Here is a 13697-nt window from a genome sequence, read left to right as displayed (position 1 = left end):
GTTTCCGAAAGGCCAGATGCGTAGACTCCAAAGTGTTAGAGCGACCTTTGTGCGTCCGAACGGATGCACGGCGCTCTGATGTTTGCAAAACTGCCCCTACGTCACGACCGGCCTCGTTTCCGGCCGCGACGCGCGCAGACTAAACGTCTGGCCGGATAAGGCAAAGCGCCGAAGGCAACAGTGTTGCGAAAAAGAAAAGCCTCGGCCGACGGATTGTCGGCCGAGGCTCTTGCGATCGCGGGAGAGGCCGCCGGATCAGTAGCGGTACTGGTCGCTCTTGAACGGCCCCTGCGGCGTGACGCCGATATAGGCGGCCTGCTCGTCGGACAGGACCGAGAGCTTGGCGCCGAGCTTGGCCAGATGCAGCCGCGCGACCTTCTCGTCGAGGTGCTTGGGCAGGACGTAGACCTCGTTGGCGTACTTCTCGCCCTTGGTGAAGAGCTCGATCTGCGCCAGCGTCTGGTTGGTGAAGGAGGCGCTCATCACGAAGGAGGGGTGGCCCGTGGCGTTGCCGAGATTGAGAAGGCGCCCTTCCGACAGGAGGATCATCCGCTTGCCGTCAGCGAAGGTGACCATGTCCACCTGCGGCTTGATGTTCGTCCATTTGAGGTTCTTCAGGCTGGCGACCTGAATCTCGTTGTCGAAATGGCCGATATTGCCGACGATCGCCATGTCCTTCAGCGACCGCATCGTGTCGAGCGTGACGACGTCCTTGTTGCCTGTCGTGGTGATGACGATGTCGGCGGTGGGGGCCGCATCCTCGAGCGTGACGACCTCGAAGCCGTCCATCGCCGCCTGCAGGGCGCAGATCGGATCGACCTCCGTCACCTTGACGCGTGCGCCGGCGCCCGCGAGCGAGGCGGCCGAGCCCTTGCCGACATCGCCGTAGCCGCACACGACCGCGACCTTGCCCGCCATCATCACGTCGGTGCCGCGGCGGATGCCGTCGACGAGCGATTCCTTGCAGCCATACTTGTTGTCGAACTTCGACTTGGTGACCGAATCGTTCACGTTGATCGCGGGGAAAGGCAGGAGGCCCTTCTTCTGCAACTGATAAAGCCGGTTGACGCCGGTCGTCGTCTCCTCGGTCACGCCCCGGATGGCGTCGCGCTGCCGGGCGAAGAATCCCGGCGTCTCACCCATGCGCTTCTTGATCTGCGCGAAGAGGATTTCCTCTTCCTCGCTCTCGGGGTTCGACAGGACATCCTCGCCTGCTTCCGCCCGCGCGCCGATCAGGATGTACATCGTGGCGTCGCCGCCATCGTCGAGGATCATGTTGGAGGGCTGGCCGTCGGCCCATTGGAAGATGCGGTCGGTATAGGTCCAGTATTCCTCGAGGCTCTCGCCCTTCACGGCGAAGACCGGGGTGCCCGTCGCGGCGATCGCGGCCGCGGCGTGGTCCTGCGTGGAGAAGATGTTGCACGAGGCCCAGCGGACCTCGGCGCCCAGCGCCTGCAGCGTCTCGATGAGCACCGCCGTCTGGATGGTCATGTGCAGCGAGCCGGTGATGCGCGCGCCCTGGAGCGGCTTTTCGGTACCGAACTCCTCGCGGCAGGCCATCAGGCCCGGCATCTCGGTCTCTGCGATTTCGATTTCCTTGCGGCCCCAGTCCGCAAGCGCGATGTCCTTGACGATGTAGTCCGTGGCGTCGGCCATGAATTGCGATCCGCTATCGTGGGAGAAAAGGCATTCAGCCGTTGTCTACCAACGCCGGGGCTATGCGACAAGCGGATATAAACATTCCTTTATATCCGCCTTGGCGACGGAGCCGGACTCGCGGGCGCCTTAGCACTCCTCGCCGAAGCCGCCGCGGACCAGAGCCTCGATCGCGTCGAGCGCTTCCTTTGCCTGCGGGCCGGCGGCGCTGACCTCGATCGTGGTTCCCTGCGCGGCCGCCAGCATCATCAGTCCCATGATCGACTGACCGCCGACGCACAGCCCGTCGCGCCCGATCGTCAGTTCGGCGTCGAAGGCCTCGGCGGTCTGGACGAACTTGGCGGAGGCCCGAGCGTGTAGGCCGCGACGGTTGACGATGGTCAGGGTGCGCGGTCCGGGTTCCGCCCCCGTGCCGGCGTCGCGCGCGCAGTCGGAAGAGGGAACGTGATCGTTCATCGCTCTATTGTCCGGAAAGAACGCGGCTGGCCACGGTGATGTACTTGCGCCCGGCCTCCTGCGCCTCGACCAGCGCCTGCTCCATCGGGCGCTCCGCGCGCACGCTGGCGAGCTTGATGAGCATCGGAAGGTTCACGCCGGCCAGCACGTCCACCGACTGCGCTTCCATCACCGAGATAGCGAGGTTGGAGGGCGTGCCGCCGAACATGTCCGTCAGGATGATGACGCCGCGGCCGCGATCGGCCCGCCGCACCGAGGCGACGATGTCCTCGCGGCGCTGCTCCATGTCGTCTTCGGGCCCGATCGAGACAGTCTCGAAAGCCTCCTGCGGTCCGACGACATGCTCCACGGCCGCCTTGAACTCGCGTGCGAGTTGACCGTGGGTAACGAGCACGAGGCCGATCATGAAGGCACAAACTCCATCCGCAATCCGGAAAATGGTGAAAACGGCGCGATACTGCGCTGCTGTGTTGAGCGCCACAAGGCCCGCCAGCGTGCGATGCGGAATTATTCCAGAAAGCGGCAAGAATGCCGCGATCTTATGGACGCCTTCTCACGTCTCGGTCATTTTGCACTGCCGGGCCGTCGGCCAGAAGCAGCGTCAGCACGAGATCGGCACCGAACGGCGCCTGGCGCTCGGGCAGAAGGATGCGGCGCAGGCGCACACCTGAAATCGCAATCTCCGCGCAATCGGGCATGCGCTCCGGCACAGGCACGAGTTCGACGACAAGCGTGAGGGACGCCTGCGGCGCGACGGGCAGGCGCAGGATGCCGATCCCGCGGATTTCGACGAGGCCGGAAAGGACCTCCGGCGCGCGTCCGCTCAGCAAGCCGTCCCGCCTCTCGACCACCACTCGGTCGTCGGCGACGAGCGCGGCTTCCATCCCCTCGCGGCGGGCCGCGCGCAGGAGCGAGAGCGCGAGCGACGACTTGCCGCTCCCCGATGCGCCGAGGATGAAGACGCCTTTTCTGTCGATGGCGATCAGCGAGGCGTGCACCGTCTCGGTCAAGCTCAGTCCTCAGCCGGCAGATGCACCGTGAAGCGCGCGCCGAGGATTCTCGTGGGCTGCTTCGGATCGAAGACGTTCTCGGCGAAGACCGTGCCACCGTGCGCCTCGATGATCTGGCGCGAGATCGACAGGCCGAGGCCGGAATTCTGGCCGAAGGCCTCCCCGGCCGGACGGTCGGTGTAGAAGCGCTCGAAGATGCGCTCGATCTTCTCGGCCTGGATGCCCGGGCCGTTGTCCTCGATGGTGACGGCGACGCGTTTGGCGAGCCGGCGCATGCGCACGGTGATGATCCCGTTGTCCTGCGGCACGAAGGAGCGCGCGTTCTCGATGAGGTTGGTGAAGACCTGGCTGAGGCGCAGGTCGTGTCCGGCCACGCGAAAGCCCTTCGGCCCGCCGGCGGGCGCCGGAATGGTGGCGAAGTCGAAGCGGATCGTCTGCCCTTCGCGCTCATGGGCGCGCGCGCCGTCGATCACGGAGGAGACGAGCGCTGCCAGATCGACACGATGCGTGACCTCGCGCGAAAGCTCCGCATCGAGGCGCGAGGCGTCCGAGATGTCGGTGATGAGGCGGTCCAGCCGCTTCACGTCGTGCTGGATGATGGCGAGCAGCCGCTCGCGCGAATCGTCGTTGCGCGCGAGCGGCAGCGTCTCCACGGCCGACCGCAGGGAGGTCAGCGGGTTCTTGAGCTCGTGGCTGACATCGGCCGCGAAGCTCTCGATCGCGTCCATGCGCGCGTAAAGCGCGTTGGTCATGCCGCGAAGGGCCGAGGCGAGATTGCCGACCTCGTCGGTCCGGTCGCCGAAGTCCGGGATTTCCTCGCGCGCGTTGACCGAGCGTCGCACGCGGATGGCGGCCGCCGACAGGCGCCGCAGCGGGTTGGCGATGGTTGAGGCCAGAAGCGTCGACAGCACGATGACGACGAGAGCGGCGACCGCGAAGACGCGCACGATCGCCATGCGCTCGGCCTGCACGATCTTGTCGATGTCGCCGCCCTGCGTCGACAGCATCAGGACGCCGAGCACGGCCCGGAAGCGCTGGATCGGCACGGCGACCGAGACGATGAGTTCGCCGTTTTCGGTGGCGCGCACGACGGTGGAGGGGCCCCCCGTCAGCGCGCTCATCACTTCGGGATAGGTCGTGCCCGAGCCGCCTGGCGTCTCGCGATAGACCGGCAGCGAGTTGTTCCGGAAGAGCTTGCCCACCTCGTCTCCCATCCACTCGAAGACGTTCTGCGGCTCCTCCTCCAGCGGCGGCAGATTGTAGCGAAGGATCTGGCCGCGTGAGTAGAGATGGCGCGAATCGAGGATCAGGTTGGCGTCGCGGTCGTAGATCCGTGCGCGCGTGCGTGTCGGGGAGATCAGGCGGCGCAAGAGGGGCGCGACCTGTTCCGGGTTGATCGGGAAGTCGAGATTGTCGTTGAGTTCGGCGCCCGGTTGCAGCGTCGACCCGGCCTGGAGTTCCAGGAGGCGCTCGGGGTCGAGCGAGATCGAGTTCGTCTCGACCGTCGCCGAGGAGGCGATGGCGCTGGCGATGATCTCGCCCTGCGTGAGAAGGCTTTCGACGCGCGCGTCGATCAGTCCGGCGCGGAACTGGTTGAGATAGAGGATGCCGGAGACGAGAACGATCAGCGCGACGAGGTTAAGGAAGACAATGCGCCGTGTCAGCGAAGAGAAGATCGAGTGGCCGAGGAGCCAGCGGCCGCGCAGCACCAGGCGGCGCAGCATCGGCACGCGCCGCCAGCGCCTTCGCACGCGCGCGGTGAAGGTCCGCTTCGGACGGTTCCCCTCGCCGGTGTGCGTGTGCGTTGTCGAAACCAAATCGGCGCTTTCGTCTGCGTCATGCCGGCCGAGGCCGGCCGGACGGATACGGGGCGTCAGACCTCGCGGAAGCGATATCCTACCCCGTAGAGCGTCTCGATCATATCGAAGTCGTCGTCGATCGCCTTGAACTTCTTGCGAAGCCGCTTGATGTGGCTGTCGATCGTGCGGTCGTCGACATAGACCTGTTCGTCATAGGCCGCGTCCATCAGCGCGTCGCGGCTCTTCACGACGCCGGGCCGCTGGGCAAGCGCATGCAGGATCAGGAACTCGGTGACGGTCAGCGTCACCGGCATGCCGGTCCAGGTGCAGGTGTGGCGCTCCTGATCCATCACGAGCTGGCCGCGCTCCAGCGAGGATTCCGGGGCAGGCCCCGTCTTCACGCCGGCTTCGCGTGCCGCGCCGCGTCGAAGGATGGCGCGAACGCGCTCCACGAGCAGGCGCTGCGAGAAGGGTTTGCGGATGTAGTCGTCGGCGCCCATCTTGAGGCCGAACAGCTCGTCGATCTCCTCGTCCTTCGAGGTGAGGAAGATCACCGGCAGGTCCGACTTCTGGCGCAGCCGACGCAGGAGCTCCATCCCGTCCATGCGCGGCATCTTGATGTCGAAGATCGCCAGATGCGGAGGCCGGGCGGACAGGCCTTCGAGGGCCGACGCGCCATCCGTGTAGGTCTCGACGCGGTATCCCTCGTTTTCCAGCGCGATCGAAACCGACGTCAGGATATTCCGGTCGTCGTCCACCAAGGCGATCGTTGCCATTCGTTTTCCGTGCTCCGCTTGGCCGCGGGCGGTTGGATACCGCCCCTCGGCGCTCTTCGTCGACGCGAACCCGAGGGCTCCGCCGATCTTTCGCGCCGGCATTCTCCTCTCAAATGTGGCATTTTACACACGAATGCAAAGTTTTCGGGCGAAGGCCCCCGAAATTGCACGTAAAAATGCCGCCGGGAGCCCACCCCCCGGCGGCGAAAACGGCTCCAGCGAGCCCGCCGAACGAATCGACGGGCGGCGCGATCAGAGACGGACCTTGGCGTGATCGCCGACGTCGGGGCGGTCCTTGTCGCCGAGATACGCCTTGGCGAGTTCGTAGGCCCGCGCGATCTTGTTGGTCTTCACGTCCCAGATCTCGGCCGCCTCGGGCGTGACGGCGAGGATCGCGACGTTCGGCCCATCCTTGCCGTCCGGCATCCAGGCCTCGACCTCCGCGTCCCAGGCCGTGTCGATAAGCGCTCGGTCGGTCGAGACTCTCGCGGTCCCCGTCACCGAAAGATATTCGCCGTGCTTGGCAAAGGCGCAGGCAACGCTCGGGTTCGCCTCGATCTCATCGACCTTGTGCGACGAGCGATCCGTCACGAAGAGGATTTCGCGCCGGTCCTTCGAGACCTTGGGCGCCATGGGCCGGGCGCGGAGGGAATTGCCGTCGCGCGTCGTCACCATGCACGTGTCGTATCCGTCGACGAGCTCCCAGAAAGCCTCGGGCGAATTGTCGGTCATGTCGCGTCCTTCCATGCGATTGCGGTGGCGGGCTCGTGCGCCCGCTTCGATCCTGCAAACGCTCGGGCGCGCGAAAGGTGCCGAAGCTTCGCGTGGGCATGGCGCGATGCCTCGGCAAGAGCGCAACGCAGTGCAAAACGATTAAAAGTCGGGCGTTTCAGATTTAAACGATTGAATACTGGACGCGCGAAGTAAATTGCTCGATTTTGGCTTGCCGCGCCCGCTGGTTCACCGTATCTGCGCGGCCCTCGCGTCAAAAACGACTTTGAGTCACGGAGTGTCGTCGACATGGAAGAAATGGGCAGCCGCAATCCTTCTCGCGGCATCGAGACGACGGGCCTCTCCGGCCTTTCCTCCGTTCGCTGGAACCTGGGCAGCGCCGATCTCGTCGAGACGGCCGTGCGGCGGGGCGAGGGGCGTCTGACGGCTCACGGCGCCTTCGTGGCGACGACCGGCCAGCACACCGGCCGCTCGCCGAAGGACAAGTTCGTCCTGCGTGACGAGAACACCGACCCGCGCATCTGGTGGGACAACAACAAGGCGATCGAACCGGACGCCTATGCGCGCCTTCTCGAGGACTTCCGTGCCCAGGCACGCGGCCGCGATCTCTTCGTGCAGGATCTCTACGGCGGCGCCGATCCGCAGAACCGCATCTGCGTGCGCGTCGTCACCGAGTATGCCTGGCACTCGCTGTTCATCCGCAACCTCCTCATCCGCCCGACGCGCGAGGAGCTCGAGACCTTCGAGCCGGAACTGACGATCATCGACCTACCGTCCTTCCGGGCCGATCCCGAGCGCCACGGCGCGCGCTCCGAGACCGTGATCGCCTGCGACTTCACCGGCAACACCATCCTCATCGGCGGTACCTCCTATGCCGGCGAGATGAAGAAGAGCGTCTTCACCGTCCTCAACTACCGTCTGCCGGAAGCCGGCGTCATGCCGATGCATTGCTCGGCCAACGAGGGCGATGCGGGCGACGTCGCGCTGTTCTTCGGCCTGTCGGGCACCGGCAAGACGACGCTCTCGGCCGATCCGAAGCGCACGCTGATCGGCGACGACGAGCACGGCTGGGGCGAGGACGGCATCTTCAACTTCGAGGGCGGCTGCTACGCCAAGACGATCCGCCTCTCGGCCGAAGCCGAGCCGGAAATCTTCGCGACAACGCGGCGCTTCGGCACGGTGCTCGAGAACGTCGTCCTCGACGCCGACCGCGTGCCCGATTTCGACGACGGCTCGCTGACCGAGAACACCCGCGCCGCCTATCCGCTGCACTTCATCCCGAACGCCTCGGAAACCGGCCGCGCCGGCCAGCCGCAGAACATCGTGATGCTGACGGCCGACGCCTTCGGCGTGATGCCGCCGATCGCCAAGCTGACGCCGGCCGAGGCGATGTACCACTTCCTCTCCGGTTACACGGCCAAGGTCGCGGGCACGGAAAAGGGCGTGACGGAGCCGGAGGCGACCTTCTCGACCTGCTTCGGCGCGCCGTTCATGCCGCGCCATCCCTCCGAGTACGGCAACCTCCTGAAAGAGCTCATCGCGCGCCACGGTGTCGATTGCTGGCTGGTCTCGACGGGCTGGACGGGCGGCGCCTACGGCGTCGGCCAGCGCATGCCGATCAAGGCGACGCGCGCGCTCCTCGCCGCCGCGCTCGACGGTTCGCTCAAGGACGCCGAGTTCCGCACCGATCCGCATTTCGGCTTCCAGGTGCCGGTGGCGGTGGAGGGCGTCGATCCGTCGATCCTCGATCCGCGCTCGACCTGGGCGGACGGCGAGGCCTACGACGCGCAGGCGCGCAAGCTCGTCTCGATGTTCCAGGCCAATTTCGAGAAGTTCGAGGCGCATGTGGACGGCGACGTCCTGAAGGCCGCGCCGACGCTCGCGCTCGCCGCCGAGTAGCATCGGCATCGCGAGCATTCCTGGAGAGCCCCGCGCCGGCAGCCCGGCGCGGGGCTTTTCGTTGCGCGCACGGCTGCCTCCCTTTATCCCTCGGCCTGTGCAGGCTGGCGGGAAAGGAAAGGCGATGGTGACGACGAAGCCCTTCGACGGCGTGATCGTCTCCTCGCGCGTCACGATCCCCGAGGGCGAACTCGAAGAGAGCTTCGTGCGCGCCTCCGGACCCGGCGGGCAGAACGTCAACAAGGTCTCGACGGCGGTCCAGCTGCGCTTCTTCGCCGCGCGCTCGGCGGTGTTGTCACCCGAGGCGATCGATCGGCTCCTGAAGCTTGCCGGTGCGCGCGCCACGAAGGAGGGCGAGGTGCTGATCGAGGCCTCGCGCTTCCGTACGCAGGAACGCAACCGCGAGGATGCGCGCGAGCGCCTCGCGGTCCTCGTGCGCCGAGCCCTCGTGCCGCCCCCGCCGCCGCGAAAGAAGACGCGGCCCTCGCGCGGAGCGGTGGAGCGGCGCCTGAAGGAGAAGAAGGGCCGCTCGGGCATCAAGCGCATGCGCGGCCGCGTCGAGGACTGACGGAGCTCGCCCGCGCATCATCACGCGGCCGTGAATCGGTGATTTCGCATCCTGGGACATCGCGATCCGTATTTCCTCCCGGACGCCCGTGATGCGGGCCTTCCGTTGGTGAGGAAACGATGATGATCACGTGGTGCCGGCCGAGGCGACGTCAGCGGCCCCCATGCAGATGATCGCGGACGACGGCGGCAGCCACGAAGTCATCACCGTCGAGGGCGGGAGAGGCCCTCACGCTCGCGATGGACGGCGACGACCTGACCGTCACCGACACCCAAGGCAACGTCGCGACGGTCACGCAAGCCGACGTCATGCAGTCCAACGGCGCCGTGCGTGTGATCGATGCCGCCCGGATGCCCGCGAACTGACGGCGCGGTGCCGGGGCGATCCTTCGCTCAGACACCTTTATGACGCACGTCGCGGCCTTGCGCGCACGGTGTGCGAGATCGACATTGGAGGCTGGCCGTCGGCCGAAAGCGGAGGATGACGAGATGCGCAGACGCGAGTTTCTTCTGGGCGGTGTGGCGCTCGCCGCCATCGGTCTGATCGGCTGGCGCTTCGGCTTCGGCCCTGCGGCCGTGGCGCAGGCGGCGACGGGCAGCTTCCCCGTTTCGATGAGCGAGGATGAGTGGCGCGCAAGGCTGTCGCCCGACGCCTTTGCCGTCCTGCGGCAGGAATCGACCGAGCGCCCCTACACGAGTGCCCTCAACGAGGAAAAGCGCGCCGGCATCTTCCACTGCGCCGGATGCGACAACCCGCTCTATTCCTCGCAGGCGAAGTACGATTCGCGCACCGGCTGGCCGAGCTTCTACGAGGCGATCGACCAGAGCCGCATCGGCACCCAGACGGACTACGTGCTCGTCTATCCGCGCACGGAGGTGCACTGCGCCAATTGCGGCGGCCATCTCGGCCATATCTTCGACGATGGACCGCAGCCGACCGGCAAGCGGCACTGCATCAACGGCGTGGCGATGGCATTCACGCCCGGAGCCGCGACGCTCGGATGATGCTTCGCACGCCCTCGTGAAGGGGACGGCGCATGCCATTGAAGGCGAACCGTGACGGGGCCATATCAAGCCGACAAGGAAGGGCGATGCCGATAGACGGGTCGCTTTTCTGAAAGTCGCTTGTAACAAGGACTTGTCGCCGATGAGCCGGTTGTCGCCCTTCTCCAGCCCGCTACTCTTGGGCTTCGACAGCGTGGAACGCACGCTCGAAAGGATCGGGAAAGGCGCCGATGGCTATCCTCCCTACAATATCGAGCGTGTCCGCATGCGGGACGCCGATGGCGGGCAGGAGGAGCAGATCATCCGGATCACGCTGGCCGTTGCGGGATTCAGGCCGGAAGACCTCGAGATCACGACCGAGGAGAACCAGCTGACCATCCGCGGTGCGCAGAGCGAGGCGAAGGACCGGGAATTCCTGCATCGCGGGATCGCCGCACGTCAGTTCCAGAAGAGCTTTCTCTTCGCGGACGGAATGCGCATCCTCGGTGCCGAACTGAAGACCGGTCTTCTCATGATCGATCTGGCAAGACCGAGGCCCGAGCGAGTGGTGAAGAAGATCGAGATCGCGGTTTCGGACTGAACCCGCGAAGCTCGCCGATGCTCGATAAGGAGCCTAGAGATGTTCGACGCACACAACGACCTTTCCAAGACGGACTTCGCCGCGCTCGGCGAGGGGCATCTGGCCTATCTGCGCCGCATGTCCTCCGACGATATCCGCGCGAAGTTCCCAGCCGCCCAGTCGATCCGCCCCGGCATCAAGCTGTGGGCCCTGTTCTCGGCCGACGGCACCCCGCTCGCGGTCTCCGACGACCGATCCTCGATCCTGGCGAGCGCCAGCGAGAACGAGCTGATGACGCTCAGCATCCACTGAGAGGCATCCGTCGCGCTTCGGCGGCCGGGTTTTGCCGGACACGACCAGGTGATGACGAGCCGGGGCGAGAGCCCCGGCTTTCTCATGCCGGAGCGGGCGGAGGGGACTTGATGAGGCTGTAGATTTCGGCTGCGTCCTGCGAGGCACGCAGCGAGGCGACCATCTCGGGATTGCGCAGGAGGCGCGCGATCTTCGACAGGGCCTTCAGATGGTCGGCGCCCGAGCCCGCAGGGGCGATCAGGAGGAAGACGAGGTCCACCGGCTCATCGTCCAGCGCGTCGAAGCCGACGGGGCGCGCGAGCCTGCCGAAGACGCCGGTGATCTTGTCGAGGGCCGCGAGCTTGCCGTGGGGGATCGCGATGCCGTTGCCGACCCCGGTGGAGCCGAGGCGCTCGCGCTCCATGACGGTATCGAAGATCTCGCGCTCGTCGAGCGCCGTCAGTTCGGCCGCCTTCTGCGCAAGCTCCTGCAGAACCTGCTTCTTCGAGCTGGCCTTCAGTTGCGGCAGGATCGCGTCCTGACGGATCAGGTCTTCCAGTTCCATGCTGCGGTTTCGCCTTGCACTGACGCGTGTATCGATCGCCCGCCCGGCAGGGCTGCCGGGCGGCGCGATCTCGCGTTCGATGCGAAGGCCCGGCGGGCGTGCGGGTTAAACGCTCACGCCTCGTCGCGCAAGGTGGAAGGGTCCACCCAGCCGAAATTGCCGTCACTTCTGCGATAGACGATGTTGATGGCGCCCGAGCCGGCGTTCTTGAAGACGACGATCGGGCTGTCGCGCCGATCGAGCTCCATGACCGCGCCCGCGACGGAGAATGTGCCGACGACGATGGACGTTTCGGCGACGATGGCAGGGGCGTAATCCTCCGGCACGTCCTCGGCCTCGTCGGGGATCGCCTCCATCACCGTGTAGGCGACCTCGCGCACCGCCGCCCCGTTGGCCTTATGGTCCTTGAGGCGGCGCTTGTAGCGGCGCAAGCGCTTATCGATGCGCTCGGACGCCTCGGCGAAGGAGGCTTCCGGGTCGTGCGCCATGCCGGCCGCCTGGAAGATGACGCCGCTGTCCAGATGCAGCGTGCAGTCGGTCGTGTAGCGTGACGCATCCTTCGAGACGACGACCGTTCCGGAGAAGTTGCCGTCGAAATACTTGCCCACCTGATCGCTGAGTTTGTCTTCGATGCGTGTGCGGAACGCTTCGCCGACATCCATGTGGCGGCCTGATACTCGCAGTGACATGCGTCCTGTTCCTTCCCTGTCCTCGCCCGCCGCAGGAAAGCCCGTGGAGGGCGGCCTGTCTGTCGGAAACGGGCGCCGCCGGCTGGCGCCGGGCCCTTTTCCGCATGCGATCCCGCCGGACGATGCCGTAGGGACGTCATGAATCTAGGAGGGCAAGACGCCCTCGACATGGCCGCCGGAGCTTTCCGCGCAAAAGAATCGCGAACCGCCGGCCGCGCCGTCAGGATGCGATACGCCGCATGGCCAGCGCCCGGCGCCGCTGCACCGAGGAGGCGATGCCCAGCGCTTCGCGATATTTCGCGACAGTGCGTCGGGCGATCTCGATGCCCTCGCCCTGCAGGCGCGCGGCGATGTCATCGTCGGACAGGACCGCGTCCGGCGTCTCGGCATCCACGAGGCGGCGGATGCGGTGTTTCACACCGCCGGCCGAATGAGCCTCCCCGCCGGCCGAGGAGGCGATGGCCGTGGTGAAGAAGAACTTCATTTCGAAGGTGCCGCGCGGCGTCTGCATGAACTTGTCCGTCGTCACGCGGCTGACGGTCGATTCATGCAGGCCCGTCGCTTCGGCGACGCTCGCCAGCGTCATCGGCTTCAACCCCTGCGGCCCGTGCGCGAAGAAGCCCGACTGGCGCTGCACGATCTCCGCCGCGACCTTCGTGATGGTGCGCGAGCGCTGGTCGAGCGCGCGCGTCAGCCATTGCGCCGACGCGCGGCAGTCCGACAGGAAGTCGCGCTCCTCGCGCGAGAGCGGGCCGGCCGCGACGCGCGCCGCGTAGCGTTCGTCGACGAGGACGCGCGGCAGGATCGCCGCGTTCAGCTCCACCCGCCACCCCTTCGCGGGCGCGCCGGTGACGACGACGTCCGGCACGACGCTGACGCGATCTGCCGTGTCGAAAAGGCGGCCGGGCTTAGGTTCCAGCCGCCGGATTTCGCCGATGAGCTCCGCGATCCCCGCCTCGTCCTCGCCCGTCAGCCGGCGCAGGGTCGCCAGATCGCCGCGCGCGACGAGATCAAGATGGGCAAGAACCGTCTCGGCGACCGGGTCGAGCCTGCCGCGTCGATCGAGCTGCAGGGCAAGGCACTGGGCAAGGTCGGCCGCAAAAAGGCCCGCCGGCTCTGCCTGCGCGCGCAGCCGCGCCAGGACGCGGCCGACGGTCTCGGCTTCGTGACCATGCGCAAGAGAGAACGCATCGACGTCTTCGCGAAAATAGCCGGCCTCGTCGAGCGCGCCGACGAGGGCGAACGCGACGGCACGGTCCGTCCTGCAGGCGAAGATTTCTGCGATTTCGGCGCTGGCGTGCGCCTCCAGCGAGCGCGTTTCGGCGCGTGTCTCGGCAAGGCGTTCGGTGCCGTCGGATGAAGCGGCGCCGGTGGAAGTCGGTAGCGAGGGTTTGGCGCTCGGCGACGCCGGCATGGCAGCGCGCACGCGTCCCTTGCCGCCGCTGTGCGGTTCGTGCAGCTCGATGAAGGGGTTGCGGTCCGCCTCGCGCTCCAGATGGGCGCGCAGATCCTGATGGCCGAGCTGCAGGAGCCGGATCGACTGCAGGAGCTGCGGCGTCATCACCAGCGATTGCTGCTGGCGGGCCTCGATCCGGATCGAGAGCGTCATCGCTCTGTCGCCCTCCCCATCGCCGCTACCGCAGACGGGGCAGCTTCATGGCCTAATGAAGCGGGTCCGGAAGTGGCCTGTCAA

At 66.5% G+C, this 13697-nt stretch carries 16 protein-coding genes; 6 read left to right on the top strand and 10 right to left on the bottom strand.

Going from position 1 to position 13697, the window contains the following annotated elements; genetic code table 11:
- Nucleotides 1–255: 255 nt before the first annotated feature.
- The 7 genes from ahcY to H1343_RS00340 all read right to left on the bottom strand — a co-directional run bounded on the left by ahcY (nucleotide 256) and on the right by H1343_RS00340 (nucleotide 6429).
- Nucleotides 256–1656 carry an adenosylhomocysteinase gene (ahcY, locus tag H1343_RS00370; RefSeq protein WP_185984034.1) on the bottom strand — a complete coding sequence of 467 codons (1401 nt, stop codon included), beginning with the start codon at nucleotides 1654–1656 and terminating at the stop codon, nucleotides 256–258.
- A gap of 129 nt (nucleotides 1657–1785) precedes the next feature.
- Nucleotides 1786–2112 carry an HPr family phosphocarrier protein gene (locus H1343_RS00365; RefSeq protein ID WP_185984033.1) on the bottom strand — a complete coding sequence of 109 codons (327 nt, stop codon included), beginning with the start codon at nucleotides 2110–2112 and terminating at the stop codon, nucleotides 1786–1788.
- 4 nt (nucleotides 2113–2116) lie between these two features.
- Nucleotides 2117–2518: a PTS sugar transporter subunit IIA gene (locus H1343_RS00360; protein ID WP_185984032.1), complete on the bottom strand. Its 402-nt coding sequence runs from the start codon at nucleotides 2516–2518 to the stop codon at nucleotides 2117–2119.
- 133 nt (nucleotides 2519–2651) lie between these two features.
- Nucleotides 2652–3122, bottom strand: coding sequence for an HPr kinase/phosphorylase (locus H1343_RS00355; protein ID WP_185984031.1), 471 nt, complete (start codon nucleotides 3120–3122; stop codon nucleotides 2652–2654).
- A gap of 2 nt (nucleotides 3123–3124) precedes the next feature.
- Complete coding sequence (locus tag H1343_RS00350; protein ID WP_185984030.1) at nucleotides 3125–4846, bottom strand: sensor histidine kinase; 1722 nt, start codon at nucleotides 4844–4846, stop codon at nucleotides 3125–3127.
- A gap of 149 nt (nucleotides 4847–4995) precedes the next feature.
- The gene (locus H1343_RS00345; protein WP_185984029.1) at nucleotides 4996–5697 is read right to left on the bottom strand and encodes a response regulator transcription factor; all 702 of its coding nucleotides are present in this window, start codon (nucleotides 5695–5697) and stop codon (nucleotides 4996–4998) included.
- 252 nt (nucleotides 5698–5949) lie between these two features.
- A complete protein-coding gene (locus H1343_RS00340; protein WP_185984028.1) occupies nucleotides 5950–6429 on the bottom strand; it encodes a pyridoxamine 5'-phosphate oxidase family protein in 480 nt (159 codons plus the stop codon).
- A gap of 288 nt (nucleotides 6430–6717) precedes the next feature.
- Here H1343_RS00340 and H1343_RS00335 point away from each other — a divergent pair, with 288 nt between their 5' ends.
- From H1343_RS00335 to H1343_RS00315, 6 genes are all read left to right on the top strand, one after another.
- Nucleotides 6718–8328: a phosphoenolpyruvate carboxykinase gene (locus tag H1343_RS00335; RefSeq protein WP_185984027.1), complete on the top strand. Its 1611-nt coding sequence runs from the start codon at nucleotides 6718–6720 to the stop codon at nucleotides 8326–8328.
- Nucleotides 8329–8452: 124 nt separating this feature from the next.
- Nucleotides 8453–8896, top strand: a complete 444-nt coding sequence (gene arfB / locus H1343_RS00330) for an alternative ribosome rescue aminoacyl-tRNA hydrolase ArfB (protein ID WP_185984026.1) — start codon at nucleotides 8453–8455, stop codon at nucleotides 8894–8896.
- Nucleotides 8897–9135: 239 nt separating this feature from the next.
- Nucleotides 9136–9261: a fasciclin domain-containing protein gene (locus H1343_RS16920; protein WP_218624079.1), complete on the top strand. Its 126-nt coding sequence runs from the start codon at nucleotides 9136–9138 to the stop codon at nucleotides 9259–9261.
- Between the two features lie 123 nt (nucleotides 9262–9384).
- On the top strand, nucleotides 9385–9900 hold the full coding sequence (msrB, locus tag H1343_RS00325) for a peptide-methionine (R)-S-oxide reductase MsrB (RefSeq protein ID WP_185984025.1): 516 nt from the start codon (nucleotides 9385–9387) through the stop codon (nucleotides 9898–9900).
- Between the two features lie 142 nt (nucleotides 9901–10042).
- Complete coding sequence (locus tag H1343_RS00320; RefSeq protein WP_185984024.1) at nucleotides 10043–10480, top strand: Hsp20 family protein; 438 nt, start codon at nucleotides 10043–10045, stop codon at nucleotides 10478–10480.
- Nucleotides 10481–10519: 39 nt separating this feature from the next.
- The gene (locus H1343_RS00315) at nucleotides 10520–10771 is read left to right on the top strand and encodes a BQ00720 family protein (RefSeq protein ID WP_185984023.1); all 252 of its coding nucleotides are present in this window, start codon (nucleotides 10520–10522) and stop codon (nucleotides 10769–10771) included.
- Between the two features lie 82 nt (nucleotides 10772–10853).
- Here H1343_RS00315 and ptsN read toward each other — a convergent pair whose 3' ends face one another.
- The 3 genes from ptsN to rpoN all read right to left on the bottom strand — a co-directional run bounded on the left by ptsN (nucleotide 10854) and on the right by rpoN (nucleotide 13613).
- Complete coding sequence (ptsN, locus tag H1343_RS00310; RefSeq protein ID WP_185984022.1) at nucleotides 10854–11315, bottom strand: PTS IIA-like nitrogen regulatory protein PtsN; 462 nt, start codon at nucleotides 11313–11315, stop codon at nucleotides 10854–10856.
- A gap of 113 nt (nucleotides 11316–11428) precedes the next feature.
- Nucleotides 11429–12004: a ribosome hibernation-promoting factor, HPF/YfiA family gene (hpf, locus tag H1343_RS00305; RefSeq protein ID WP_185984021.1), complete on the bottom strand. Its 576-nt coding sequence runs from the start codon at nucleotides 12002–12004 to the stop codon at nucleotides 11429–11431.
- A 220-nt stretch (nucleotides 12005–12224) separates the two neighbouring features.
- A complete protein-coding gene (gene rpoN / locus H1343_RS00300) occupies nucleotides 12225–13613 on the bottom strand; it encodes an RNA polymerase factor sigma-54 (RefSeq protein ID WP_185984020.1) in 1389 nt (462 codons plus the stop codon).
- Between the last annotated feature and the right edge of the window lie 84 nt (nucleotides 13614–13697).

The sequence above is a fragment of the Aureimonas mangrovi genome, assembly GCF_014058705.1.
Lineage (GTDB): Bacteria > Pseudomonadota > Alphaproteobacteria > Rhizobiales > Rhizobiaceae > Aureimonas > Aureimonas mangrovi.
The sequence above is the reverse complement of the archived record's forward strand: the minus strand, read 5'-3'. Positions and strand labels throughout refer to the sequence as shown.

Excerpts from the sequence above, each read along its gene's own strand:
- ptsN (WP_185984022.1), bottom strand. The coding sequence starts at position 11,315 with ATGGAACTGGAAGACCTGATCCGTCAGGACGCGATCCTGCCGCAACTG.
- H1343_RS00350 (WP_185984030.1), bottom strand. The coding sequence starts at position 4,846 with ATGCTGCGCCGCCTGGTGCTGCGCGGCCGCTGGCTCCTCGGCCACTCG.
- H1343_RS00320 (WP_185984024.1), top strand. The coding sequence starts at position 10,043 with ATGAGCCGGTTGTCGCCCTTCTCCAGCCCGCTACTCTTGGGCTTCGAC.
- H1343_RS00365 (WP_185984033.1), bottom strand. The coding sequence starts at position 2,112 with ATGAACGATCACGTTCCCTCTTCCGACTGCGCGCGCGACGCCGGCACG.
- arfB (WP_185984026.1), top strand. The coding sequence starts at position 8,453 with ATGGTGACGACGAAGCCCTTCGACGGCGTGATCGTCTCCTCGCGCGTC.
- H1343_RS00335 (WP_185984027.1), top strand. The coding sequence starts at position 6,718 with ATGGAAGAAATGGGCAGCCGCAATCCTTCTCGCGGCATCGAGACGACG.
- H1343_RS00315 (WP_185984023.1), top strand. The coding sequence starts at position 10,520 with ATGTTCGACGCACACAACGACCTTTCCAAGACGGACTTCGCCGCGCTC.
- msrB (WP_185984025.1), top strand. The coding sequence starts at position 9,385 with ATGCGCAGACGCGAGTTTCTTCTGGGCGGTGTGGCGCTCGCCGCCATC.
- H1343_RS00360 (WP_185984032.1), bottom strand. The coding sequence starts at position 2,518 with ATGATCGGCCTCGTGCTCGTTACCCACGGTCAACTCGCACGCGAGTTC.
- hpf (WP_185984021.1), bottom strand. The coding sequence starts at position 12,004 with ATGTCACTGCGAGTATCAGGCCGCCACATGGATGTCGGCGAAGCGTTC.
- H1343_RS00345 (WP_185984029.1), bottom strand. The coding sequence starts at position 5,697 with ATGGCAACGATCGCCTTGGTGGACGACGACCGGAATATCCTGACGTCG.
- rpoN (WP_185984020.1), bottom strand. The coding sequence starts at position 13,613 with ATGACGCTCTCGATCCGGATCGAGGCCCGCCAGCAGCAATCGCTGGTG.
- H1343_RS16920 (WP_218624079.1), top strand. The coding sequence starts at position 9,136 with ATGGACGGCGACGACCTGACCGTCACCGACACCCAAGGCAACGTCGCG.
- H1343_RS00340 (WP_185984028.1), bottom strand. The coding sequence starts at position 6,429 with ATGACCGACAATTCGCCCGAGGCTTTCTGGGAGCTCGTCGACGGATAC.
- ahcY (WP_185984034.1), bottom strand. The coding sequence starts at position 1,656 with ATGGCCGACGCCACGGACTACATCGTCAAGGACATCGCGCTTGCGGAC.